The organism is Bartonella sp. AA78NXGY (assembly GCF_042197005.1).
Lineage (GTDB): Bacteria > Pseudomonadota > Alphaproteobacteria > Rhizobiales > Rhizobiaceae > Bartonella.
This window is the reverse complement of the sequence record NZ_JBHIRI010000002.1, coordinates 93,474-117,187: the sequence shown is the minus strand read 5'-3', so window position 1 is coordinate 117,187 and position 23,714 is coordinate 93,474. Positions and strand designations below refer to the sequence as shown.

The 23,714-nt window shown below is 38.0% G+C and carries 22 protein-coding genes and 2 pseudogenes; 13 read left to right on the top strand and 11 right to left on the bottom strand.

Going from position 1 to position 23,714, the window contains the following annotated elements:
* The first annotated feature begins 492 nt into the window (after positions 1 to 492).
* Positions 493 to 1,278, top strand: coding sequence for a BA14K family protein (locus ACFINL_RS01760; protein WP_375649444.1), 786 nt, complete (start codon positions 493 to 495; stop codon positions 1,276 to 1,278).
* 70 nt (positions 1,279 to 1,348) lie between these two features.
* Here ACFINL_RS01760 and ACFINL_RS01755 read toward each other — a convergent pair.
* Positions 1,349 to 1,660 (bottom strand): annotated as a pseudogene (locus ACFINL_RS01755) (MBL fold metallo-hydrolase); the annotation flags it as partial.
* Positions 1,661 to 1,664: 4 nt separating this feature from the next.
* Here ACFINL_RS01755 and ACFINL_RS01750 point away from each other — a divergent pair.
* Positions 1,665 to 2,063 (top strand): annotated as a pseudogene (locus ACFINL_RS01750) (two-component sensor histidine kinase); the annotation flags it as partial.
* 472 nt (positions 2,064 to 2,535) lie between these two features.
* Positions 2,536 to 3,159: a BA14K family protein gene (locus ACFINL_RS01745; RefSeq protein WP_375649438.1), complete on the top strand. Its 624-nt coding sequence runs from the start codon at positions 2,536 to 2,538 to the stop codon at positions 3,157 to 3,159.
* A gap of 67 nt (positions 3,160 to 3,226) precedes the next feature.
* On the opposite strand, the gene ACFINL_RS01740 is transcribed toward ACFINL_RS01745, so the two are convergent.
* Positions 3,227 to 3,877, bottom strand: a complete 651-nt coding sequence (locus ACFINL_RS01740) for an MBL fold metallo-hydrolase (protein ID WP_375617610.1) — start codon at positions 3,875 to 3,877, stop codon at positions 3,227 to 3,229.
* Positions 3,878 to 4,021: 144 nt separating this feature from the next.
* Between ACFINL_RS01740 and ACFINL_RS01735 the strand changes: the two genes are divergently transcribed.
* Positions 4,022 to 4,726, top strand: coding sequence for a response regulator (locus ACFINL_RS01735; RefSeq protein WP_375638076.1), 705 nt, complete (start codon positions 4,022 to 4,024; stop codon positions 4,724 to 4,726).
* A gap of 8 nt (positions 4,727 to 4,734) precedes the next feature.
* A complete protein-coding gene (locus ACFINL_RS01730) occupies positions 4,735 to 6,075 on the top strand; it encodes an ATP-binding protein (RefSeq protein ID WP_375637402.1) in 1,341 nt (446 codons plus the stop codon).
* 45 nt (positions 6,076 to 6,120) lie between these two features.
* Here the strand turns inward: ACFINL_RS01730 and ACFINL_RS01725 are convergent, their stop codons facing one another.
* Both ACFINL_RS01725 and ACFINL_RS01720 read right to left on the bottom strand, forming a co-directional pair.
* Positions 6,121 to 6,621, bottom strand: a complete 501-nt coding sequence (locus ACFINL_RS01725; RefSeq protein WP_375629408.1) for a YbjN domain-containing protein — start codon at positions 6,619 to 6,621, stop codon at positions 6,121 to 6,123.
* A gap of 403 nt (positions 6,622 to 7,024) precedes the next feature.
* The gene (locus ACFINL_RS01720; RefSeq protein WP_273791228.1) at positions 7,025 to 7,270 is read right to left on the bottom strand and encodes an accessory factor UbiK family protein; all 246 of its coding nucleotides are present in this window, start codon (positions 7,268 to 7,270) and stop codon (positions 7,025 to 7,027) included.
* A 304-nt stretch (positions 7,271 to 7,574) separates the two neighbouring features.
* Here ACFINL_RS01720 and lgt point away from each other — a divergent pair, with 304 nt between their 5' ends.
* The 4 genes from lgt to ACFINL_RS01700 all read left to right on the top strand — a co-directional run bounded on the left by lgt (position 7,575) and on the right by ACFINL_RS01700 (position 11,807).
* A complete protein-coding gene (lgt, locus tag ACFINL_RS01715; protein WP_375649434.1) occupies positions 7,575 to 8,453 on the top strand; it encodes a prolipoprotein diacylglyceryl transferase in 879 nt (292 codons plus the stop codon).
* Complete coding sequence (locus tag ACFINL_RS01710) at positions 8,428 to 9,507, top strand: class I SAM-dependent methyltransferase (RefSeq protein WP_375649431.1); 1,080 nt, start codon at positions 8,428 to 8,430, stop codon at positions 9,505 to 9,507. Before lgt ends, ACFINL_RS01710 begins: the two co-directional genes overlap by 26 nt.
* A gap of 102 nt (positions 9,508 to 9,609) precedes the next feature.
* Entirely contained in the window at positions 9,610 to 10,401 is a 792-nt protein-coding gene (gene pgeF, locus ACFINL_RS01705) for a peptidoglycan editing factor PgeF (RefSeq protein WP_375649423.1), read from the top strand.
* Between the two features lie 473 nt (positions 10,402 to 10,874).
* Entirely contained in the window at positions 10,875 to 11,807 is a 933-nt protein-coding gene (locus ACFINL_RS01700) for a ribose-phosphate pyrophosphokinase (protein ID WP_375606345.1), read from the top strand.
* On the opposite strand, the gene ACFINL_RS01695 is transcribed toward ACFINL_RS01700, so the two are convergent.
* Positions 11,804 to 13,303, bottom strand: coding sequence for a helicase HerA domain-containing protein (locus ACFINL_RS01695; RefSeq protein ID WP_375612981.1), 1,500 nt, complete (start codon positions 13,301 to 13,303; stop codon positions 11,804 to 11,806). The two genes, ACFINL_RS01700 and ACFINL_RS01695, sit on opposite strands and share 4 nt — an antisense overlap.
* Positions 13,304 to 13,595: 292 nt before the next feature.
* Between ACFINL_RS01695 and ACFINL_RS01690 the strand changes: the two genes are divergently transcribed.
* Entirely contained in the window at positions 13,596 to 14,225 is a 630-nt protein-coding gene (locus ACFINL_RS01690; RefSeq protein WP_375611180.1) for a 50S ribosomal protein L25/general stress protein Ctc, read from the top strand.
* A 75-nt stretch (positions 14,226 to 14,300) separates the two neighbouring features.
* Positions 14,301 to 14,882 carry an aminoacyl-tRNA hydrolase gene (gene pth / locus ACFINL_RS01685; protein WP_375631640.1) on the top strand — a complete coding sequence of 194 codons (582 nt, stop codon included), beginning with the start codon at positions 14,301 to 14,303 and terminating at the stop codon, positions 14,880 to 14,882.
* 221 nt (positions 14,883 to 15,103) lie between these two features.
* Here pth and ACFINL_RS01680 read toward each other — a convergent pair whose 3' ends face one another.
* Complete coding sequence (locus ACFINL_RS01680; protein WP_375638071.1) at positions 15,104 to 15,847, bottom strand: L,D-transpeptidase; 744 nt, start codon at positions 15,845 to 15,847, stop codon at positions 15,104 to 15,106.
* Positions 15,848 to 16,112: 265 nt separating this feature from the next.
* On the opposite strand from ACFINL_RS01680, the gene ychF reads away from it, so the two are divergent.
* Complete coding sequence (gene ychF, locus ACFINL_RS01675; protein ID WP_375611177.1) at positions 16,113 to 17,216, top strand: redox-regulated ATPase YchF; 1,104 nt, start codon at positions 16,113 to 16,115, stop codon at positions 17,214 to 17,216.
* Between the two features lie 159 nt (positions 17,217 to 17,375).
* Here ychF and ACFINL_RS01670 read toward each other — a convergent pair whose 3' ends face one another.
* From ACFINL_RS01670 to petA, 4 genes are all read right to left on the bottom strand, one after another.
* A complete protein-coding gene (locus tag ACFINL_RS01670; RefSeq protein ID WP_375611176.1) occupies positions 17,376 to 17,816 on the bottom strand; it encodes a PRC-barrel domain-containing protein in 441 nt (146 codons plus the stop codon).
* A gap of 110 nt (positions 17,817 to 17,926) precedes the next feature.
* Positions 17,927 to 18,823, bottom strand: coding sequence for a cytochrome c1 (locus ACFINL_RS01665; protein ID WP_375649414.1), 897 nt, complete (start codon positions 18,821 to 18,823; stop codon positions 17,927 to 17,929).
* The gene (locus tag ACFINL_RS01660; RefSeq protein WP_375649407.1) at positions 18,817 to 20,073 is read right to left on the bottom strand and encodes a cytochrome bc complex cytochrome b subunit; all 1,257 of its coding nucleotides are present in this window, start codon (positions 20,071 to 20,073) and stop codon (positions 18,817 to 18,819) included. Before ACFINL_RS01660 ends, ACFINL_RS01665 begins: the two co-directional genes overlap by 7 nt.
* A gap of 4 nt (positions 20,074 to 20,077) precedes the next feature.
* Positions 20,078 to 20,626 carry a ubiquinol-cytochrome c reductase iron-sulfur subunit gene (gene petA, locus ACFINL_RS01655; RefSeq protein WP_375620691.1) on the bottom strand — a complete coding sequence of 183 codons (549 nt, stop codon included), beginning with the start codon at positions 20,624 to 20,626 and terminating at the stop codon, positions 20,078 to 20,080.
* Between the two features lie 726 nt (positions 20,627 to 21,352).
* Between petA and ACFINL_RS01650 the strand changes: the two genes are divergently transcribed.
* Entirely contained in the window at positions 21,353 to 21,829 is a 477-nt protein-coding gene (locus ACFINL_RS01650; RefSeq protein WP_375612986.1) for a tRNA (cytidine(34)-2'-O)-methyltransferase, read from the top strand.
* 485 nt (positions 21,830 to 22,314) lie between these two features.
* Here the strand turns inward: ACFINL_RS01650 and ACFINL_RS01645 are convergent, their stop codons facing one another.
* Entirely contained in the window at positions 22,315 to 23,568 is a 1,254-nt protein-coding gene (locus ACFINL_RS01645; RefSeq protein WP_375612987.1) for a CCA tRNA nucleotidyltransferase, read from the bottom strand.
* Positions 23,569 to 23,714 lie beyond the last annotated feature (146 nt).

Below are 23,714 nucleotides of genomic sequence, written 5' to 3'. Positions count from 1 at the left end.
TGACTTTTTAAAAAATCTTTCTTGTTCAACTTTATTATAAAAATCTTTAAAACTGTAAAAACTTCTAAAATATAAATAAATGCAGACAAATTTTAAAAAATATCTTCCATGAAACAAAATATTACTACAAATATATTATATTTATACAATTATACTACAATATATAATTTAATATTAATCATAATTATATAGTGATAAAACTATAGGCTTTATTTATAAAATAGTTATTAAATTACATTAAATTAATTGATAGTAACAAATTATTCCCAAATAAATACTTTATACAACATAGTAAAAATCATCTACTACCAATACAATCTTATCAATTAAATACATTAAATTGAAATCAAAATTTTGTCAGTATCTATGATAGCTTTTACTAAATGGCTTATTTATTTGTTTTGTCACAATAAAGTCCCAAATTGTTCAGGCTCTATTCAGTTTGAAACGTGTAGGATGTGAAAAATACGAATTAACACAAGGAGCATCATTATGAAAAAAGTGATCAGGTTAGCGGTATTATCAGCAATGTCAACTGTGACCATTTTGATGCCGCTAAATGCAACGCTTGCGGATATGGCATGGAATCGTAGTGACTCTATCTCGAGAGAAATAGATGATATGATGAGGAAGATGCGTAAAGAAAGAGATGATGCGATAAGGGAAATAAGGAAGAGAGCTGATATTCTGCCTTGCGGTTTTTCTCACTCCCATTGTTCTGATAAAAAACGTGGTTTTTTTTCTGATGATTTCCAAAAGTTTGTTGATGATTTCCACAAGAGTTCTGATGACAACAAGAGAAGATTTAAAGCCAAACATGAAAGGTCTGTAGCCAAACATAGTAAGACGGAACAACAACAACACCATCATCACCACCACCACCATTATCATCATGTTGAAAACAAAACATATCATTACGTCGAGCGCAAAAAGACAAAACACAGTAATATTCATATAGACAACTCAGGAGATGCTTTAGCGGTGGGCATTCTTGGTCTTGCAACAGGTACAATTCTTGGTACAATTTTAAAAAAACCAGAACAGCCACAAGTGGTTTATCAAATAGTACCACAAAGTCAGGTAATTTATCAAAAAGTTCCGCAAAATCAAGGGGTTTATCAAGTGCAGCAAACGGTGGCATATGAGCCATTCCAGCAATCATTAGAATCTGATTGGCTTAACTATTGCAAGAAAAAATACCGTTCCTTTAACCCTAAAACAGGGACCTTTCGAGACCGTAATGGTTTGGAACACATTTGTTATGCCCCAATAAATTAACTTCTGTTGCGTCCTACTAAAAAAGTTTTAAATGGCAAAAAAAAACGCTTCAAAGCGTTTTTTTGTTTTCTCATATATTAAAATCTTGAAGAAAAGGATTATTTTGGCGCTCATAGCCTATGCTACTTTTGGGATCATGCCCACAGATAAAACAAACATCATCGCCTAAGGGTAAAACTTTTTCTCGAAGGGATTGCATCAATTTTTCATAAGAACAGAAGGGGAAGTCCGTACGTCCAATAGAACCACGAAAGAGAACATCACCCAAGAGGGCTAAGTGCTCTTTTTCATTGAAATAAATAACATGACCAAGGGAATGCCCCAGTGTATGTAAAACCCTAAACTCATGTCCAGCAAAATACACACACTCACCATCTTCTAACTATATCGAACAACGCACCACGATGCTTTCGGGTGTAAGCCATGATTTAAGAACCATTCTCACCCGTTTTAAACTTCAGCAAGCGTTAGCAAATACTGACTTTGATATCAAGCTGCTTGAACAAGATGTGAGCGACACGCAAAACATGTTAGAAGATTACCTTGCTTTTGCCCGTAGTGAAGAAAGTGAGTGTGTTAAAACTTTTGATTTAAATGCTCTTATGCAAAAATTCTCTACCGATGTGCATCTTCACAAACGTCAATTTTCCTACACCATTGAAAGCCCTACACCAATACAAGCACGCCCACGTGCCTTCAGGCGTCTCATCAGCAATCTTGTGTCAAATGCATTTTGTTATGCCAATACTGTCAAACTAACAGCCATATCCCAACAAGAATGTTTCCCATATATCAAAAAAAGTTCCCGCAATATATTATATTTATACAGTTATAATATGATATCGAACTCAATATTTAGCCTCACAAGAGAGTGGTCAAACAGGACTGTATTCAATCACACAAATAAGGTTCTATCTTAGCACCATAAGCCTATAATAAAAAACGATAACTTTTGTTCATACACCTATTGTTCAATTCATATTGTATCAAGCAATAAAAAATTACTCATCAATAAATAATTTATAACCAATAGTAAAAAATCTGGTGCTCTAAATACAAGCTGCTTAATTAATCTTAAGAAGAGTACATTAATTGAAATCAAAATTCTGTCATGATTTTATTTTATTGTATTGATAATAGTTTTAACTAAATGAATTTTTATTTTTTTGTCACAATAAAGTCCAAAATTGTTCAGTCTCTATTCAGTTTGAAACGTGTAGGATGTGAAAAATACGAATTGACACAAGGAGCATCATTATGAAAAAACTCTTCAGATTAGCGGTATTATCAGCAATGTCTACTGCAACCGTTTTGATGCCATTAAATCCAACGCTTGCAGATATGGCATGGTATCATAACTATGACATGAGAAGGGAGGCTGGTTTACCGTCTCACAATTTTAGCTCCCATTTTTCTCATAGTGAACATCACTCTTTTGATAACCCCCACACGCGTCATTATGTTAGCCATAAATGGGGAGCACAACAACACCATCATGTTGAACACAAGACATATCATTATGTCGAGCGCAAAAAGACAAAACACAGTAGTATTAATATAAATAACTCAGGAGAAGCTTTAGCAATGGGCATTCTTGCTCTTGCAGCAGGTGCACTTCTCGGCAAAATTTTTAAAAAATCAGAACAGCCACAAGTTGTTTATCAAACCGCACCACAGCATCAAATTGTATATCAACAGGTTCCACAAGAACAGATAATTTATGAAGCTCCGCAAACGGTGGAATATGAGCCAGTACAACAATCATTAGAATCTGATTGGCTTAACTATTGCAAGAAAAAATACCGTTCTTTCAACCCTAAAACAGGAACTTTCCGAGACCGTAATGGTTTGGAACACGTTTGTTATGCCCCAATAAATTAACTTCTGTTCTGCCCTACTAAAAAGTCTTAAATGGCAAAAAAAACGCTTCAAAGCGTTTTTTATTTGCTCATATATTAAAATCTTGAAGAAAAGGATTATTTTGGCGCTCATAGCCTATGCTACTTTTGGGACCATGCCCACAGATAAAACAAACATCATCGCCTAAGGGTAAAACTTTTTCTCGAAGAGATTGCATCAATTTTTCATAAGAACAGAAGGGGAAGTCCGTACGTCCAATAGAACCACGAAAGAGAACATCACCCAAGAGGGCTAAGCGCTCTTTTTCATTGAAATAAATAACATGACCAGGGGAATGTCCTGGGGTGTGAAAAACCTTAAACACATGTCCAGCAAAATGAACGCACTCACCATCTTCTAACCATTGGTCAGGAATACAGATGCAAGCATCAGTGATGCCATAATTTTTTGCGCTTTCGCTCACGGCATCCATCACAGGCTTATCATCGCGATGTGAACCGATAATTTTTACATTAAGCGCTTCTTTCACTTGCATTGCTGCTCCTACATGATCAAAATGACCATGTGTTATCCAAATAGCCTCAACGATAACACCATTCTTTTCGATTACGTCTTGAATTCGTGGCCAATCACCACCAGGATCAACGAGAACCCCCGTTTTACATTCACTATCAAAAAGCAAAGTGCAATTTTGTTGGAATGTCGTAACTGGAATAATATGTATATTAAGACTACCCATAATATCCTTTTCAAAAATAACTTTTTTAAATTTATAAATAAAACTTTCTTTGCTTTAAGGTAAAGGTGCTGCTCGACAGCTTTATACAACTTATGTAAACTTGCATTTTGTGTAAACTAAATTTTTATCAAGGTTTTTTTAAGAATGAGCAATCACGTTCAAGTTTTGTGTGACGATGCCCCTCACCTTCTTGTGATTGATGACGATACACGTATTCGCAATCTTTTATTTCAGTTTCTCATTAAAAATGGATTTCGTGTTTCAGTTTCAGCTAATGCGAATGAAGCAAGACGACTGTTAGTAAGTTTAGATTTTGATCTTCTTATTGTTGATGTCATGATGCCTGGCGAAAACGGTATTGATCTCACTCATTCACTCCGCCAAACAAAAGATGTCCCTATCTTTATGTTAACAGCTTTATCAGAAATAGACAATCGTATCCGTGGATTAGAAGCAGGGGCAGATGATTATCTGGCTAAGCCGTTTGACCCTCGTGAACTTCTCCTTCGCATCAACGCCATTTTACGACGTGGTTTTCCCCCTCACCAACCTAAAATTGAGCAAATAGTTTTTGGTCCTTATATATTTTCAATTTCACGACGCGAACTCAAAAAAGGAGGAGAAATTATTAAATTAACAGATAAAGAACAAGAAATGATGGTCATGTTTGCCGAAAATGCAGGCGATACAATTCCGCGCCATAAATTCGCGACCGATGACAGCAATATAAGTGAACGTGCCATTGATGTGCAGATCAACCGCCTTCGTCGTAAGATCGAAAAAAACCCAGCACTGCCTATATGGCTCCAAACCGTGCGAGGAATAGGGTACAAACTCTCTATTGAATAGGCACAAGAATGATCAAACCTTTAAGATTTTTTCTTCGATGGTTAACGAAAAAAATGCCTAAACGGCTTTATGCTCGCTCTTTGATCATTATCATCGCTCCCATGGTGCTTCTGCAAACGGTCATTGCTTATGTCTTTATGGAACGCCATTGGCAAATGGTAACCGAGCGTCTTTCAACGGCTGTCGTGCATGATATTTCAGCCATTATTGATATTCTTGAAACATATCCCCAACAAGATAACTATGAAGATATCAAGCGTATTGCACAACAACGTATGGGATTAAATATTTCTATTCTATCTCCTACCTCCTTACCCCCTCCAGGACCTAAGCCATTTTTTGCAATTCTTGACTATTTTTTAAGTGAAGAAATCACCCGCCAAATTAACCGTCCCTTCTGGATCGATACCGTAGGAGATTCTGATCTTGTTGAAATCCGTATCCACCTTGGTCACAACATTTTACGCGTCTTTGCTCCACGCAGCCAAGCCTATGCTTCCAATACTGCTATTTTTTTAAGCTGGATGGTAGGAACAGCTCTTGTTTTATTGCTGATAGCAATTTACTTTTTACGCAATCAAATCAAACCGATTCAACAATTGGCTGAAGCAGCAGAAAGCTTTGGACGCGGTCGTCCTTTACCAAAAGGATTTCAACCACAAGGAGCTGATGAAGTCCGACGTGCAGGCATCGCTTTTTTACGCATGCGTGAACGTATTGAACGCCAAATTGAACAACGTACCATGATGCTCTCAGGAGTAAGTCATGATTTAAGAACCATTCTTACACGCTTTAAACTTCAGCTGGCATTAGTAAATACTGACTTTGATATTAAACCGCTTGAGCAAGATGTAAGTGACATGCAAAATATGTTAGAAGATTATCTTGCTTTTGCTCGTGGTGAAGGAAGTGAAAGTGTCAAGACTTTTGATTTAAATGCTCTTATGCAAAAATTCTCCACCGATGCTCGTCTTCACAAACGTCAATTTTCTTACACCATTGAAGGTCCTACAGAAATACAAGTACGTCCCCGTGCTTTCACACGCTTAGTCAGCAATCTTGTAACAAATGCATTTTGTTACGGCACGACTGTTAAACTAACCGCTAACTCTCAACAAGAATCTTTTATATTGATAATCGATGATAATGGACCTGGAATTCATGAAAATATGCGCACAGAAGTTTTTAAGCCATTCTTTCGACTTGATAAAGCGCGAAATCAAGATGCAAGTGGAACAGGACTTGGTCTTTCTATTGCTCAAGACATAGCACGCAGCCATGGCGGCAATATACAATTAGATGAAAGCCCACTCGGGGGAGTGCGCGCTATTCTTGATGTCCCCCTATGAGCAATATTTCCGCAAACCATCTGTAAAAATAACAGACTGTATATTTTAGGCATTCCCTACAGTTTCAAACAAAGTGTATTGCAGTGCCTTGTAAGCACTTTCTCCCGACAAAGCAACCATCTGAAATGCAACATAATGGCTTTCACAAGCTTTAAGTGCATGTATCAACAATGTTTCAACCTGTATATGAGATGGATGCATCCCACCAGCCAAAAGAAGACCTTGTCGATAAATGACTGAATTATTCCTTTGCCAGTAATCAAAATGTCCCAACAACAACTTTTCATTAATTGCTAGCAATAAGCGCTGTATTTCAGCTGTTCGAGCATTTTTAGTAGAGAGATCAAACGAACAAGCTAAATGAAGTGCTTCATGCTCTTCCATCCATGAAAAAGCAAGACGATAGTTTGCGCGTTTTCCTTCCACACAAACGCTAATTTCATCTTGTGCATCCCGCTCAAACGACCAATCATATTCACAGGCAATCTGTTCGATAAAGTCAACAGGGTGCTCTTTTCTTTCTGTGGCGCAAAATGCAAGCCTCATCACAATCCTCAATCATCTTAAAACATTGTCAACAGAATATAAACCGTCTAAACTGTAACAATATTTTGCTACAATCAGAACCTTTACACCAAACAAATACACATAAAAACATCGACAGTACACAAACACCCAGAACACAATCGCGCTGTTTAGGGCAACCTGATAGTCATAAAACGAATCATCAAGTCTTTTCAGTGTATTGATACAATTTCATAGCGCCAGCCCCCCTGATTCAAAAAAATGTATTTTACCCCAAAAAAAATCAAAAATAAACAAATGCTCCGCTCTAACAGACTCAAGATTAAGCATTTTTTAGTTTCACGCATCACATTGAAAAATTGGGGATATTTTTTGAAGATTCTTTTTTTAAGAAACTATTTTACTTTTTTGTGTCTGCGTTTTTTTAATCATCTTTCTTTAAATCATCAAGGCGCCTTTTCAAATCAGCATTATCAGCATGGATTTTCAGCACCATCTCCTTAAAAGTCTCAAACTCTTCGCGAGACACAAGATCAAGTTTGTTTGCTATCTTTTCAGCCTGCACACGAAAAGCTGTTCCAGCTTCACGTCGTATGCCTTGCGCAACGTCAGCAGCATCCGTTGCTAATTTTGCTAATTCATCAAGAATACGATTTGATCCATTACGCATAACATTTTTCCTTAAATTTTAATTATTGACGCACGCATTATAGCGTATTCTCATAACATTTAGATACTGTAATTTGTTCCTTTTACTCTATATTTTACATACTATGTAGACTTTTCATAACGATTTTGTTTAAGATTTTTTAATATTCCTTTATCACCATATTTTTTACCGCGATAAATCAGTGGAAATCTATCTCCCTTTCTGACTAGCCTCCCTACTGACTTGACCATTGTGCATTCATCTGTCATTTCTGACCATCAGAGTCACTTCATATTCATCTCGTATAATGTAAAATGCTTAACTCATGAACAATCTGTCTTGTCCAGCCATTGCTTTTCCGTCTTTTCTTGATCCTGTTATTATCCAGCTAGGTCCCGTAACACTTCATTGGTATGGACTTGGTTACGTGCTGGGTATTCTTTTTGCTTGGTGGTATGCGCAAAAATTATTAAAAAAAACATCTCTATGGTATAGAGGCCACCCTCCTATGGATAAAGAAAAGATCGGAGATTTTGTTGTCTGGTCTGCCATAAGTGTTGTTGTCGGAGGGCGTTTAGGACAAGTTCTTGTATGGGATCCCATTTACTATTTTAATCATCCAAGTGCTATTATTGCCGTATGGGATGGGGGAATGTCCTTTCATGGCGGACTTATTGGTATTATCATTGCTATGATCTGGTTTGCCCGTAAAAATCATATTAACATACGAGCCATGTTTGATATCATTGCTGCAGGTGCTCCTATTGGTATCGGCATTGTACGAATCTGCAACTTCATCAACCAAGAGTTATGGGGCAATATTACTACACATCCTTGGGCTGTTTGTTTTCCTCTCGATCCTTACTATTTACCGCGCCATCCAAGCCAGCTTTACGAAGCATTTATGGAAGGATTTTTTCTCTTCATCATCCTGTGTCTTCTTATTTTTGGGTTCAAAGCATTAAAACGTCCCGGTACTGTATCAGGAACATTTATTATAGGCTACGCAGTAACACGCAGCATTTCTGAAGTTTACCGTGCGCCTCAAGAAGATCCAGAATGGTTTTCGACTCTTTTCCATTCTACTGGTTTTACCTATGGCATGGCTTTATCTCTTCCCATGCTTCTTGTAGGGTTTTATCTTCTTCTCCACGCCTTTAAATATAAACCGACAGAAAATGGCCAATCTCAAAGAAAAAATTAAAGAAATTATTGCCCTTAATGGACCAATCACTGTTAGCCAATATATGACGTTGGCAATCACCGATCCCCAATTTGGTTATTATCACACACAAACCCCTTTTGGACATGCTGGTGATTTCATTACAGCACCTGAAATAAGCCAATTATTTGGAGAGATGATTGGCATTTGGACTCTTGCAAGCTGGAAAGCTCAAGGTTGTCCTCATCCTTTTATCCTCGCTGAGATAGGTCCAGGACGAGGAACTTTGATGGATGATATTTTGCGAACCATCCAAAAGCTCTCTCAAACGGCATTTAATGCTGCTGAAATTTTTCTGATCGAAATAAGCAAAAAACTTGCAAAAGAACAAAAAAAGCGCCTTTGCTCTTATCAAAAACAAATCCATAGCATTGAAAATTTTGATCAAATTCCTCCAAAACCTCTCTTCCTCATTGCTAATGAATTTCTCGATACACTCCCTATCAACCAATATATTAAAGTCAATGGAGAATGGAAAGAGCGCCGCATTACAGTCAATCAAAATGGAGATTTCATCTTTATTGCTGCCCCGCATAGACTTCCCTCTTCTTGTCTACAAACCTATTGTTCTAAAGTCCCTGACGGAACAATTTTTGAACATGCCCCCTTACGACATCAGTTCATGAAACAAATCAGCCACCATTTAGTGCAAGTGACAGGTTCTGCTTTACTTATTGACTATGGTGCTTGTGAGCTTGCCTTTGGCGATACCTTGCAAGCACTCTCAAAACATAGATTTCGTGATGTTTTTGATGCCCCTGGTGAACATGATTTAACATCCCATGTTGATTTTTCTTTTTTAAAAAACATAGCTCTTAAACAGGGCTGTTTTGCTGAAATCTTCGAGCAAGGAGATTTTCTTTTTAAAATGGGGCTACTGGAGCGCGCAAACCAGCTTGGAGTTGGCAAAAGCACTCCTTTGCAAGACAAAATCCGCCAAGACATCGAACGGCTCTCTGGTCCAGATCAGATGGGAAAATTATTTAAAGTTTTATATTTCAGTGACAAAAATATCCCCATACCTCCTCAATTTTAATGATCGGCGCTTTTGTCAATAAGCACATCATTATCTGAAATATTCATTGACAAATATGAGCATCTCCATCCTCACTTTAAATAATCTCCATAAGGAACTTTTATGAAACCTACCCCTCATCCTATCTTCGCAAAAAAACTTTCTACTTTACACACCCATGGGATAAAACATGGATTTTTTACACGACAAAGTGGTGTTTCAAAAAATCTTTATCATAGCCTTAATGTCGAGAAAAGTTCAAATGATCAACCTGAACATATCGTACAGAATCGTCTTTTGATTGCCGACTATTTTTCTATTGAGGTACAAAATTTAGTCACGGTCAATCAAATACACTCCTGTAACGTTGTTGTAGCTCATCAAGCAATTATCGGTGAACCTCCTAAAGCTGATGCTCTTGTTACGACCACACCAGGACTCGTTATTGGGGTTCTTACAGCAGATTGCGGACCCATTCTGTTTGCTGATCCACAAGCCGGTGTCATCGCTGCAACTCATGCTGGCTGGCGAGGAAGCTTAAATGGAATTATCGAGAAAACAATTGCTGTTATGGAAACACAAGGAGCCAAAAGACAATCAATAACAGCAGTCCTTGGACCTTGTATTGGCCCTTATCACTACGAAGTAACAAATGAATTTTACGACCAATTTATTGATTACCACAGCAAATACCAAAAATATTTTTTAAAAACAGAAAAAGTCAATCATTTTCGCTTTAATCTATGGGCATTTATTATAAATCAACTCAAAGAAGCAGGCGTTAATGCTTCTTGTGTAGAGCTTTGTACCTATCAAGATGAACAGCATTTTTTTTCTTATCGCCGTGCAATACACCGCAATGAACCCGATTACGGACGGCAAATTTCTGCTATTATGCTGAAAAACAAAAGATGAGCCCCTTCATGCTTGAGAACAATACCAAAACTGCAAAACTAAACTTTTTACCCAAATGTAAAAATAAATCCCATTGTACTTTGCTTTTTTCACGAAATTATCTACCAGCCCATAAAATATGATAGCCTTCGCTATGATCATTTTCAATGTTTGGTTATAATGATTGAAGGCAAGATGATACTTCTTTTTATTACTCCCCTTCATTCATCTTAAATATGAAACATTCCCCATATTGAAAGTATTTTTATAAAGTAATAACTAAAAAGCTTAATCAATATGTATTTCTTTGCCGCATGGAGAAAAAACTTTGCTCTAAAAGTAACAAACTTTTGGAAAAAGAGAAAACATACTGCATAGCTCTTTAATAATAATCAATAAAATTGTAAGGCTTTTGTAATTGTTCTCTTGCAATTTAATAAAAAGAAATTAAAAACCGTGTCGCATTCCCACCATGATGATTCAGAGGTTCTACTATGAAACTTTTCTGCGGAAATTCTAATCCACGCCTAGCTGAAGATGTTGCAAATTATTTGAACATCCCCTTAGGCAAAGCAACTGTAAAGCGCTTTGCTGATCAAGAAATTTTCGTAGAACTGCATGAAAATGTACGTGGACAAGATGTTTTTGTTTTGCAATCTACATCCTATCCCGCAAATGATCATTTGATGGAATTACTCATCATGATTGATGCCCTTCGTCGTTCTTCTGCGCGTCGTATTACAGCTGTTATCCCCTATTTTGGCTATGCCCGCCAAGATAGAAAACCAGGACCACGAACTCCTATTTCTGCAAAACTTGTTGCCAACCTCATTACTGAAGCAGGGGCTCATCGTGTTTTAACATTGGACCTTCATGCAGGACAAATTCAAGGTTTTTTTGATATCCCTACGGATAATCTCTATGCTGTTCCTGTCATTTCTCGCGATGTCAAAGTGCATTATTCTCTTGAAAATGTTATCGTTGTTTCACCTGATGTGGGTGGTGTGGTGCGCGCGCGCGCGCTTGCCAAGCGCTTGAACAGTTTGCTCGCTATTGTGGATAAACGTCGCGAAAGCCCGGGTGAATCAGAAGTTATGAATATCATTGGAGATGTATCGGGAAAAGATTGCCTTTTGCTTGATGATATTGTTGATTCAGGTGGAACTTTATGCAATGCAGCAAGTGCTCTGCTTAAACATGGTGCCAATAGTGTCACAGCTTATATCACGCACGGTGTTCTTTCTGGTAATGCAATCGAGCGAATTGCCAATTCAGAGATGAAAGAATTGGTTATTACAGATTCAATTATGCCAACACAAGCTATTGAGAAAACCCATAATATTCGTGTTTTGCCCATTGCCGACCTTATGGGAGAAGCAATAGCAAGGACAGCAGCAGAACAATCGGTTTCCAGCTTATTTGGTTAAAGTGGTTCCTTGGGGTCTCCCGGTGCTGTTTCAACACCAAGATCAGGAAATGCAACAATACGTTGACCACTAAAATGCGTGTGAATAACAATAAGTCCACGCTCTTCAAAGTAGGTTAAAAGTCGGCGTGCACGGCTTAAAGAATGAGTCCCATAAAGACGTGCTAAAAATGCATCAGATGGACATGGCTTTCCCCCTAATGCGGCCTGTGCCACGTTCAAGAAGACTCCTTGAACATCTTCTTCCAAACTTTCTGATATCTGCAAAATATGTTTCCAATGTTCACTGACAGCCGTTTGTTCATCAACAAAAGCCTGAGCAATAGCCAATTTACGCCGAAATTGTGAAAGATTAAAAGGAACCTTTGACATCCCATGGATACGGCAACGAACTGAAAAATCTTGATAAAGCACCGCTGTTGAACGATAAAAAGCTTCAGAATCCTCAAGAATTTCCCGAATAATATGTTCTGCTTGCCCGTCACGCTCAACATCAGAAAGTTCAGGAAATAAACTTGGGTTTTCTTCTAACAACTCTTGTTTTTTATGCACGACCTCCTCTAACATCTCGTGCATTGACTTTTCCCTCATCGGTTCTCGTGTTTGTTTAAATGGCGTTAAAATTTCCTCTGGTGAAGCAGTAAAAACGAGCTCTTGCACATCATCCCGCTCTGTTGGAAGTGGCATTAATTTAGGGCTAGAAGAGCGTGCCAAAGTTTCAACAGAACCGATAATAATTGGTAAGGGACGTCGTGATAAAGCAGGGCCTAAAGCTATAAAATTTCCCCGTTCAAGATCTCTAAACATTTCCGCTTGGCGACGCTCCATCCCCAAAAGATCAGCGGCGCGCACCATATCAATATCTAAAAAAGTCCGCCCTATTAAAAAGTTTGAAGCTTCAGCCGCAACATTTTTGGCAAGCTTAGCCAAACGTTGTGTCGCAATAACACCAGCAAGACCACGTTTACGTCCTCGACACATCAGATTGGTCATAGCGCTCAAAGAAATTTTACGCGCTTCATCAGAAACTTCTCCTGCTGCAGTTGGAGCAAACAATTGTGCTTCATCGACAACGACAAGCATAGGATACCAATAATCACGTTCCACATCAAACAGTGCCCCAAGGAAAGCCCCTACAGCACGCATCTGTTGTTCAGTGTCCAAACCTTCAAGATTAAATACCACCGAAACCCGATGTTGTCGAATGCGATGCGCAATACGTGTCAATTCTAGTTCGCTCCGTTGAGCCTCTACAATAACATGACCAAATTTATCTGCCAAAGTTACAAAATCGCCTTCTGGATCAATTACACAATGCTGCACCCACTGAGCACTTTGCTCCAGAAGACGGCGTAAAAGATGTGATTTCCCTGAACCAGAATTACCTTGTACAAGAAGACGTGTCGCCAATAATTCTTCCAAATCAAGAAGTGCTGGCATCGATTTATGCAAAGCACGACTTTCTGACATCTCACCCAAGGCAATCTCAACCTTCATAACATCTCCAGTGTTTGATTTTGAACATATCAGTGCCAGCACATATTGGTTGATTCTCCATCCACACCGTAATTTGTAACATTTCCTCCTTTTTAACGGTAGAAATCATCGATTTTTCCCACAACTCTTGCATCTATGAATAGTTTGAACTATAGAACAAACTTCTGCGTAGACACCCTTGGAGGCAACGTAGAATGGAGTGATCGCTGTTGGTTAGCGCATATCTTCATATCCATGCAAAAACTATTACTGTTTTTGAAGGATCTCCAATCATGTAAAAAGGACTTAAATTATGAGCAAAAGCTACACTCTTAAGGCCGAAAAACGCGAGCGGGTTGGTAAGGGGTCCTCCCGTGAACTTCGCCGCAACGGTCTTATTCCTGCTGTCATTTATGGTGAAAAACAACCACCTTTGGCAATAACAGTTCCCTATAAAGAAATTTTCTACAAAATTCATGCTGGTGGCTTTCGCACCACCATTGCAACGATTATTCTTGACAAGCAAAAAATTATGGTTTTGCCAAAAGATTATCAATTAGATCCCGTGCGTGACTTTCCCCTCCATGTAGACTTTTTGCGCATTTCAGCAAAATCCGTTGTAGAAGTGAATATTCCTGTCCACTTCCTCAATGAAGATACGGCACCTGGACTTAAAAAGGGTGGTGTCCTCAATATTGTTCGGCACGAAATTGAATGTACAGCTCCAGCAAGTGCTATTCCTGAAGCTATTGAAATTGATCTCTCCAGCTACTCTATTGGTGATTCTATTCACATTTCAGCAGTGCAACTGCCAAAAGATGTGACTCCCATCATCCAAGATCGAGACTTTACCATTGCAACCATTGCAGCTCCTGCTGGCATGGATGTCAGCGATGAAACTTCTGAACAAGAAAATGATGAAGAAGACACACAAACTTCATAAAACTCAAAAGGCGGGAATTTTTCCGCCTTAATTTATGAGACATTACCCTTACTCATACTTTGACTGAAGATACACATGTGGCTTATTGCTGGTCTTGGCAATCCTGGTTTACAATATCAAAATAACCGCCATAATATCGGTTTTATGGCTGTTGATGCCATTTATCAGTCCTTCTCTTTTTCTCCATGGTCAAAGAAGTTTCAAGCAGAAATCTCCAATGGTTTCATAAATAATGAGAAAATTTTTCTTATAAAACCACAAACTTTCATGAATCTTTCTGGTCAAGCTATCGGTGAAGCTTTGCGATTTTATAAATTAGATTTAAAGAATTTGATCATCATTTATGATGAACTAGACCTGTCACCGGGGAAAGTTCGTATAAAAATTGGTGGAGGACATAATGGGCATAATGGCATTAAGTCTATTGATGCCCATTGTGGTACTGACTATTGTCGTATACGCATAGGAATTGGTCATCCTGGAAGCAAAGAACTTGTTCATCAACATGTCTTGGGGAATTTTACCAAATCTGATCAAGAATGGTTATCCCCTCTCTTAGAGACAATTGCAAAAAATATCGCTCTCCTTATAAAAGATGATAAATCCCTCTTTATGAATGAAGTTTCACAAACGATAAAACACAATCAGAACCATTAGCTTGCGTGCCCCTGTCGCGTGAAGAATATGAATAAGAACTCTTAAAAAAATCCTCTTATAAACTTTCTCAAAGGCAAAATCTGTTGGCAACGTGAGAAGCTAGAAAATAGAACAGAATACAAGCTTGTATACACCTTTGAAGAAGAAAGGCTTATATTCTCTTTTGAGAGAAAGAGAAGATTGAACAGCAAACACAGCTCTCTCCAATCTTCTCCCCTAAATTAAAAAAAATCATTTGGCTGAATGGTCGACTGTAGCGGATCGTAACCATTTGATTGTTGACTATAAACTGCAGGAATACTCCTATTGTTTTGCAATACCACAACACGCGAACCAATGGGAACACGATCATAAAGATCGATAATATCTTGATTAAGCAAACGGATACACCCACTTGAAATAGCACGCCCAATTGACCACGATTCGTGTGAGCCATGAATACGGAAAAGTGTATCTTTCCCATTTTTGAACAAATAAAGTGCCCGCGCACCTAATGGATTATCGGGCCCTGGTGGCATTCCTTTCCCAAGATGACCATAACGTTCTGGTTCTCGAGCCATCATAGCTGCAGTAGGAGCCCAATTTGGCCACCGACGCTTGCGCTGTATAACCCCCTCACCTTCAAATGCTAGGCCTTCTTTACCGACACCAATCCCATAACGCAAAGCTTTTCCATTTTCACCAATAAGGTAAAGAAAACACTCTTGCGTATCTATAACCAATGTTCCAGGCGCATAAGATGTATAATAAATCACCTCTTGTCGCCAATATTTTGGATCAATTGTCGCAAGATCAACAGCAGGTAACGAATAGGTCTCATTCGTTACAGGACCATACAAAGCCTGTATTTCTGGTGGAATGTATCGAACTTGTTGAAAAGGTACCGATGACATATCTGACTGACGTGTAGCACATCCAGCCAAAGCCAAAAGTGCTGCAATTAAAAAGGCACAACGAGATAACACTCTTCTATTTTCTCCGATTAATTATTTATGCAGATTTGCATACCATGAAAAACTTAGCACAATATTAACATTAATTCGAAGTTTTCTTATCCTTTTAACTAAGGAGAACAATAAGGTAAGAAGAACTAAGGTAAAAAAGTAGATACCTATTACTTTAGACTTTTTTCTCACTTATCGCAAGACCAGGACTATAACTCTTCTGAAAATATGCTATAAAAAGGAAGCTTTATCTTGACCATAAAATTAATAGAAAAGAAAGACTCTCATGGGCTTTAAATGCGGTATTGTCGGATTACCTAATGTCGGGAAATCAACTCTTTTTAATGCATTAACAAAAACAGCCACTGCACAGGCTGCCAATTATCCTTTTTGTACCATTGAACCCAATACCGGAGAAGTTGCTGTTCCAGATTTACGAATGGAAAAAATTGCATCAATCGCTGGTTCAAAAGAAATGATTCCTACACGCATTAACTTCGTCGATATTGCGGGGCTTGTGCGAGGAGCTTCAAAAGGCGAAGGTTTAGGAAACAAGTTTTTAGCCAATATTCGCGAAGTCGATGCGATTGTCCACGTTTTACGCTGTTTTCAAAATGAAGATATTACCCATGTAGAGGGACGTATTGATCCTGTTTGTGATGCGACAACGGTTGAAACCGAACTCATGCTTGCGGATCTTGAAAGTCTTGAGAGACGAATCATACAAATCCGTAAACGAGCAACCGGAAAAGACAAAGAAGCTCTCACAATTTTACCTATTATGGAAAAAGCATTAAACATACTGCAACAGGGAAACCCTGTCCGGTTATTACTCAAAGATATTTCTTCCGATGAACACCACATTCTTAAGAGTTTGAATCTTTTAACCTCCAAGCCTGTACTTTATGTTTGTAATGTAAGCGAAAATGACGCCGCTCGTGGAAATAGCTTTACCCAAACAGTTGAAAAAATGGCAACAGAGCAAAATGCGCAAAGCATTATCATTTCTGCTTCTATCGAAGCGGAAATTACACAACTGAGTGATGCTGAAGCATCAGAATATCTCAATGCGCTAGAACTCTTTGAACCGAGTCTCAATCGCCTCATTCGCGCTGGTTACCATTTACTTGATCTCATTACTTACTTCACCTGTGGGCCTAAGGAAACACGAGCATGGACAATTACGCGTGGTACAAAAGCTCCCCAAGCAGCTGGTGTTATTCATTCAGATTTTGAGCGCGGTTTCATTCGTGCCCAAACCATCAGCTATAATGACTATATTGCTCTGGGTGGAGAAAGCGGTGCAAAGGAAGCAGGAAAAGCCCGCGATGAAGGAAAGGAATACATTGTGCAAGATGGCGATATCATGTTATTTAAACATAATACTTAAATCTTCACTCTGTCTTAATAGTTTATCTTGAAAACTTTGATAATAGCTCCTTGGAATCTTGTCGCAAAAATTCTCAAGAGCTTTTAGAACAAAAAAACTGTTGCTAGCATATGATTGTGATAGCAACAGCTTGGTCCATTAAAGAATAGAAATATAAAATTAGCGTGTCCAACGCCCTTCGTATTTAAATGTTGGAGCGTTCTTTAAAGAATCTTTTGTTGCATTTGTAATGAGTTTCCATTTACCATAATCATTTGTCATCTGGATTGTTTCTGGAGAAACGACCACATAACTCTCGCCTATGCCAAGAAAACCACCAACAGCAATAACAAATCCTGCAATATTATTTTCACGCAAAATAATATCTTTTACTTCACCAATATTTTCATCTTCTATATTATATACATTGGCGCCTATAAGACTGGAAGCAACAAAATCCGTTGCTAAAGGTGTCACATAACGCACAGACTTATCTATCCCCACCTGTACAATACCCGTCGAAGAGATCATTTCAGGTTTTGAAGGCACTTCAAAAGACTGAGCATAAGTACTAGAAACCATCAAAATTGACATAAGAGTAGTACATGCAATTTTTTTCATTTTAACATCTCCATTTTTACTTTGCTTTTACTTTATAAAACCTCAATGCATCATAAAAAGATTTGTTCCTTATGCTCTTTATACTCTATACTCTTTTGAGCCTTATCGCTTTACCCTTTTCTCTTTATTTCGTCTTTTATTTCTTTCTCAAACTCTTCTTCTAAACTACGCCAAATACGACCTTTTAAAATATAAACAAGCCCTGCAAAAATGATTAAAAATAAAATAACACGAAAACCGGTTTTTTTACGAATTTCCATATGAGGATCGGCAGCCCACATCAAAAAAGCAGAAACATCACGGGCGTAATGTTCAATGATTTCTGGGGTTCCATCTTCATAAGCAACTACACCATCACTCAAAGGAGGAGCCATAGTTAAAGAATTACCGGCAATAAAATAAGGATTATACCAATAACCATCAGAAACTTTTACCTTCTTCGGCGCTTCCTGATATCCTGTTAAAAGAGCTGTAATATAATCTGGACCAGCCGTATCATAATGAGTCAAAACATCCGTAATTAAAGCAGGAAAAGGTAAAGATACACCACGTGCACGTGCCATCAATGACAAATCTGGAGGATAAGCACTATTCAAAATAAATCTTGCTTCTTCTTCATGTGAAAAGGGAGAAGGAAAATAATCCGTTGCAACCCCAGCACGTTTAAAAAATTTTCCTTCTCGATTAGGACCATCACGCACTTCATATTGCCCCGCCAAAACTTTAATCTGTTCTTGATCATACCCAAGAGCTTTTAAATTGCGAAAAGCCACATATTTTAGCCCATGGCAGCTGGAACAAACTTGTTTATAAATCTTTAATCCGCGCCTCAATTGCGCCTTATCGTAGAACCCAAATGGACCTGAAAAACTCCATTCTTGTTTTTTAGGAACCTGTAAAGGAAAAGAAATAAATCCCTCTTCCTGATCAGAGGCACCACCCGCTAAACTCTGAGCAGAAAAACTCATAGCAACAATAACAACCAGCCCGACAAAAACATTTACCATAGTCTCTTTTTTTTCTGTTTTAAATCTTGCATAATTGAAGAAGGAAGAGAATAATTTTTTTCAAACGCTGGCAAAATCGGCAAAATAACCAAAAAAAATATAAAATAATAAACCGTAGCCAATTGTGTCCATAAAAGAATTTTGTCACTTATTTCTCTTGACCCCAACCAACCAAGAAAAACGACATCAATAACCAACGCCCAAAAGAAAATTTTATAAACAGGTCGATATCTTGCTGAACATATTTTAGAGCGGTCCAACCATGGCACAAAAATTAAAATGCAAATCGAACTGACGAATAAAACAAAGCCAACAAAGTTTGAAGAGAAAATACCAATATCAAAAGTTATAGCACGAAGCATCGCATAAAAAGGCAAAAAATACCATTCTGGAACTACACGAAGAGGTGCCTTTAAAGGATCTGCCACACTATAATTTTCAACCTGCCCCATATAATCGGGCATATAAAACAAAAACCAGGCAAAGAAGATGAGAAAAACAGTAATAGCAAAAATATCTTTGATCAGTGCATAAGGCGAAAATGGAACCGTTTCCTTATCTGACTGTATAGCAAGACCCGTTGGATTGCCTTGCCCAACACAATGAATTGCCCAAATATGCAGCCCCACAAAAAGAAGCAAAATAAATGATAAAACATAATGGAAAACATAAAAACGATTCAACGTTGGTTGTCCTACGACATAACCACCCAGAAGTGTCTCATGCAACCATGTCCCCACCAAAGGAATCGTTTTGAAAAGCCCTGCAATCACTGAAGCCGCTGAAATAGACATCATCCCCCAAACAAGCACATAACCAAAAAATGCTATTGCCATCATGATGATATAAATAAAAATACCTGTAACCCATACCATTTCTCGCATATTTTTATAAGAACCATAATAAAGTCCACGTGCTAAATGGATATAAACAGCAATAAAAAAAAACGAAGAGCCTACACAATGCCATGGACGAAAAAGCCAACCAAACTGCCCTTCACGCCGAAATCGTTCACTGGTTTCAAAAGCCAAATGAATATCCGGAACATAATGCATAGCCAAGACAATACCAGTCAAAAGCTGTGATAAAAGCATAATGGTCAAAATACCGCCAAATGTATAAAAGTAATTAAGATTACGCGGAACAGGAAAAATCACAAATGCATTATAAAAAAAACGAGGAAGAGGAAAACGCTTATCAAACCAACGGGCAAGTGCATTTTTAGGACAATAAGGAGAAAACCTTGTCATAACCTTATCCTATTTTGAGCAAAGTATCAGAAAGAAATTGGTAAGGAGGAATAGTCAAATTATAGTTAGCTGGACCCGACCGCACTCTTCCAGCTGTATCATAAACAGACCCATGACAGGGGCACAACCATCCTCCAAATTTACCCGATTGCCCAAGTGTTACACAGCCTAGATGCGTACAAAGATTAATGACGATAAGCCAATTTTCACGTCCTTTACCTGCTGAACGTGCAAAATCCGTCGCTTCTTTTTCACCTTCAAGATTAGGATTGCGCGCTTGACGATCTTTTAGAAGTCTCAATTCAGTAGCGCGCGCATCAGCAATTTCTTTTGCCGTACGATTTCGAATAACAACAGGCTGTCCTCGCCACTTTACCGTTACTGACATCCCCTCTTCAATACCAGAAAGATCAACCTCAACAGAGGAAGATGCCAAAACAGCTTCATCTGGACGCAACTGACGGATAAAAGGCCACACAACCGCTCCCATTCCAACTGCTCCTGCAACAGCTGTTACCAAAAACAGAAAATCCCGCCTCGTTTGCTCACCCATGGCCTTAACTTAAAGAGACACTTTGCTAAAACATTCTTTTACCATACCCTCTCCCATTGTACAATGCTTGATCACTCCGTTACCTCAACCATAAAAACATCCCCGTAAAACACTCCTGCCATTTGTATGGTTTATACAAAAAACTGTTTTATAATGATAATTCATCGTTTTACAGAGTGAATGAAATCCTGAAACACCGTAAGGTTTTTTCATTTCAAACCTATTCATATTAATCAATCAAAATTACTCCCCCGCCCGTGAAAATCAGAGATAGCATGTAAATAAACACTTCTAAAGAAAGAAACATAGTCTTGTTATGACCATATCTCAGTAAACAAGTTGAGCTTATCGGTTATTTCTTTAACACATTTACAGCATCTCTCCCTCCCTCAATTCCAACTGGTTGCATGAGTATTTTTTTCGCTTCTGTTTTTGCATAAAAAGCATATTTTGTTGATTTTAATTAAAATTGATGATCTAACCTCATTAAATATCCCACTTTTCAACATAATGAGCCAATTCATTTCATGGATTGCTCAATAAAATGAAGTCCCTAATAGGGAGCTTCTCTCTGATCCCAAACAGACCTGTATACATAACTTTTTCCCTGAAATTTAAAGGGAATAAAAATGAACCGTAAAAAACATGTATTTCTCAAAGCATATTTTTCGAATAAATTGTGGTGCTTCTTTACAAAGTCGAAAGAAAAATCATATTATAGAGAACATGACACTTCATATAGCTCTTTTCCAACCTGATATTGCTGGTAATACTGGAACGATTTTACGTCTTAGCGCTTGCTTTGGTTTACATGTGCACATTATTGAACCTGCAGGCTTTAATCTGTCGGATCGTAATCTCAAACGCGCAGGATTGGATTATCTCGAATATGCTTCCTTAGAACGACACATTGATTGGCAACATTTTATAAGCTCCATGAAACACTTTAACCGCCGCCTGTTGCTTTTAAGTACAAAAGCAAAAACATGCTATACGCAGATATGCTATCAAAGAAATGATGTTTTACTTTTTGGTCGTGAAACAGCTGGCGTTCCCGATTATGTTCATGAAGCGGCCGATTACACATTAAAAATTCCCATGCAACCACAGGCACGCTCTCTAAATCTCGCCATGAGCGTAGCCATAACAACAGGAGAAGCATTACGCCAAATTGGTTATCATGAAAGAAACTGTAATCTATAAAAACATAAATTATCACGAAAAACAATAATACAACATATAAAGAACAGTTAGAGCGTATAATGCCTATCATTTTCCAACAATTAAGTGCTGGTAAAATAAACATTTCTTAGTGCCCATCACATCCATTTTATATCACCTCATATCACCACCTATGAATGATTAAATACTCCTCATAGTAAAAATCCAGTGAACATCCCCCTCTTTATGGTCATACAAGGTGCAAACCGCTACCACTATTCTCTTTATTCGTTCTCATTTTCGAGAATCCTTATCTTTGAGATGATTCATAAGAGACATTTTTCCTCTCTGTAATCATTTTTCCTCACTTGTGACGTGTAAGGCAATAACTTTGATTGATGTAATATGAACAGGTTTGAAATAACCTTACAATATTGTGAACTCTTATTTCACATGAATAATGATTATTATAAATTAATATATTGACTTAAAAAATATAAACAACAGTGAGTTTATAAACAGAAATATTATAAATCAATTTTTTCTAATAGTGCATGACGATCCATTAAAAATCCGCTTTCAATCCATATCATTTCTAGCTCTTTAAGCTTTTTTCCTAAAAGTACACCTTTTGTAAAACCTTTCTTTATTAAATCGTTACCATTAATAGGAAAAGTTGGAATTTGCCATTTTTGGGCAAATTGATAAAGCTTGACATAACCCTCTGCTTTTTGCAAAGCATCACTTTTTTCCAGATGATCAAGATGTGATGCAGCGACAGACAACGATAATTGATCTAAAACTGGCTGTCGTCCATGAAAATAAATCAGTTTTTGCACAAAATGATCAGAACAGTTTTGGTTTATTATTTCTAACTCTGCCCATTCTTTTAATCGCGTTGTTTCTTTAAGAGAAAAACGCAAGCGCTGTGCCATTTCATGAAGACGCATTGGATCAGGAGGAAGAAGGCTTTCTAGCCGTAACAATGGATCAACTTTCCAACCAAGATCCTGTTCTGTCTTCACCAATGCGTGAATTGCATCAATACCCCATCGTTCTGTTTCAGGAAAAATGAGTGCCAAAATTCTGCTTTGTCGCATCCATAAAAGAGCACGCGTTGGATCAAACGCCGCAAGAAGCTTTTTCATTTCTGCCCAAATACGTTCAGAAGAAAGTTTTTTTAAACCGTGTTTTAAACGAACACATGCCTTCAATCCTTGCACATCAGGTCGCCCTGCTCCATACCACGCAAAAAAGCGAAAAAACCGTAAAATACGCAAATAATCTTCGCCAATACGATCTTCTGCAACCCCAATAAAACGAACTGTTCGGCTAGCAATATCACTCAAACCTCCCACATCATCATAAAGGTTGCCAGCAGCATCACAATACAGCGCATTTATCGTAAAATCTCGCCGTTCAGCATCTTTTTTCCAATCACGACCAAATGCCACTTTTGCATGACGACCATCTGTTTCAATATCGCAGCGAAGCGTTGTAACCTCATAAGAACATGAATGAGCAACTACTGTTATTGTACCAAAAGCAATCCCTGTAGGAATAGCTTTAAATCCTGCTTCTTCTACACGTGCAATAACCTGTTGCGGCAAACAGGTTGTTGCAATATCAATATCACTAATAGGCTGCCCTAGCAGTTGATTGCGCACTGCTCCCCCTACAATACGCGCCTCTTCCCCCTCCACAGACAAAACACGAAGAAGTGTTTGGATATCACTTTGTTGTAACCACGCAACCTGTTTGAAGTTCTGTCTTATATTCACCCTTTAACCTTTCAAAAAAGTTGTCTTCATTGCTTTAAAAAACTCTCTTCATAAAACAAATTTTTTAAGACATCCCTTATAAAGCACGTCTATTCTTCCAAAGAAACTTTTCTCTTCTATACGAATATGAAAAAAAACGGCATATG

Excerpts from the sequence above, each read along its gene's own strand:
- pgeF (WP_375649423.1), top strand. The coding sequence starts at position 9,610 with ATGAAACCTACCCCTCATCCTATCTTCGCAAAAAAACTTTCTACTTTA.
- ACFINL_RS01665 (WP_375649414.1), bottom strand. The coding sequence starts at position 18,823 with ATGGTAAATGTTTTTGTCGGGCTGGTTGTTATTGTTGCTATGAGTTTT.
- ACFINL_RS01725 (WP_375629408.1), bottom strand. The coding sequence starts at position 6,621 with ATGAGGCTTGCATTTTGCGCCACAGAAAGAAAAGAGCACCCTGTTGAC.
- lgt (WP_375649434.1), top strand. The coding sequence starts at position 7,575 with ATGAACAATCTGTCTTGTCCAGCCATTGCTTTTCCGTCTTTTCTTGAT.
- petA (WP_375620691.1), bottom strand. The coding sequence starts at position 20,626 with ATGGGTGAGCAAACGAGGCGGGATTTTCTGTTTTTGGTAACAGCTGTT.
- ACFINL_RS01740 (WP_375617610.1), bottom strand. The coding sequence starts at position 3,877 with ATGGGTAGTCTTAATATACATATTATTCCAGTTACGACATTCCAACAA.
- ACFINL_RS01695 (WP_375612981.1), bottom strand. The coding sequence starts at position 13,303 with ATGAAGGTTGAGATTGCCTTGGGTGAGATGTCAGAAAGTCGTGCTTTG.
- ACFINL_RS01660 (WP_375649407.1), bottom strand. The coding sequence starts at position 20,073 with ATGACAAGGTTTTCTCCTTATTGTCCTAAAAATGCACTTGCCCGTTGG.
- ACFINL_RS01735 (WP_375638076.1), top strand. The coding sequence starts at position 4,022 with ATGAGCAATCACGTTCAAGTTTTGTGTGACGATGCCCCTCACCTTCTT.
- ACFINL_RS01720 (WP_273791228.1), bottom strand. The coding sequence starts at position 7,270 with ATGCGTAATGGATCAAATCGTATTCTTGATGAATTAGCAAAATTAGCA.
- ACFINL_RS01745 (WP_375649438.1), top strand. The coding sequence starts at position 2,536 with ATGAAAAAACTCTTCAGATTAGCGGTATTATCAGCAATGTCTACTGCA.
- ychF (WP_375611177.1), top strand. The coding sequence starts at position 16,113 with ATGGGCTTTAAATGCGGTATTGTCGGATTACCTAATGTCGGGAAATCA.
- ACFINL_RS01650 (WP_375612986.1), top strand. The coding sequence starts at position 21,353 with ATGACACTTCATATAGCTCTTTTCCAACCTGATATTGCTGGTAATACT.
- ACFINL_RS01730 (WP_375637402.1), top strand. The coding sequence starts at position 4,735 with ATGATCAAACCTTTAAGATTTTTTCTTCGATGGTTAACGAAAAAAATG.
- ACFINL_RS01760 (WP_375649444.1), top strand. The coding sequence starts at position 493 with ATGAAAAAAGTGATCAGGTTAGCGGTATTATCAGCAATGTCAACTGTG.
- ACFINL_RS01700 (WP_375606345.1), top strand. The coding sequence starts at position 10,875 with ATGAAACTTTTCTGCGGAAATTCTAATCCACGCCTAGCTGAAGATGTT.
- ACFINL_RS01670 (WP_375611176.1), bottom strand. The coding sequence starts at position 17,816 with ATGAAAAAAATTGCATGTACTACTCTTATGTCAATTTTGATGGTTTCT.
- ACFINL_RS01710 (WP_375649431.1), top strand. The coding sequence starts at position 8,428 with ATGGCCAATCTCAAAGAAAAAATTAAAGAAATTATTGCCCTTAATGGA.
- pth (WP_375631640.1), top strand. The coding sequence starts at position 14,301 with ATGTGGCTTATTGCTGGTCTTGGCAATCCTGGTTTACAATATCAAAAT.
- ACFINL_RS01690 (WP_375611180.1), top strand. The coding sequence starts at position 13,596 with ATGAGCAAAAGCTACACTCTTAAGGCCGAAAAACGCGAGCGGGTTGGT.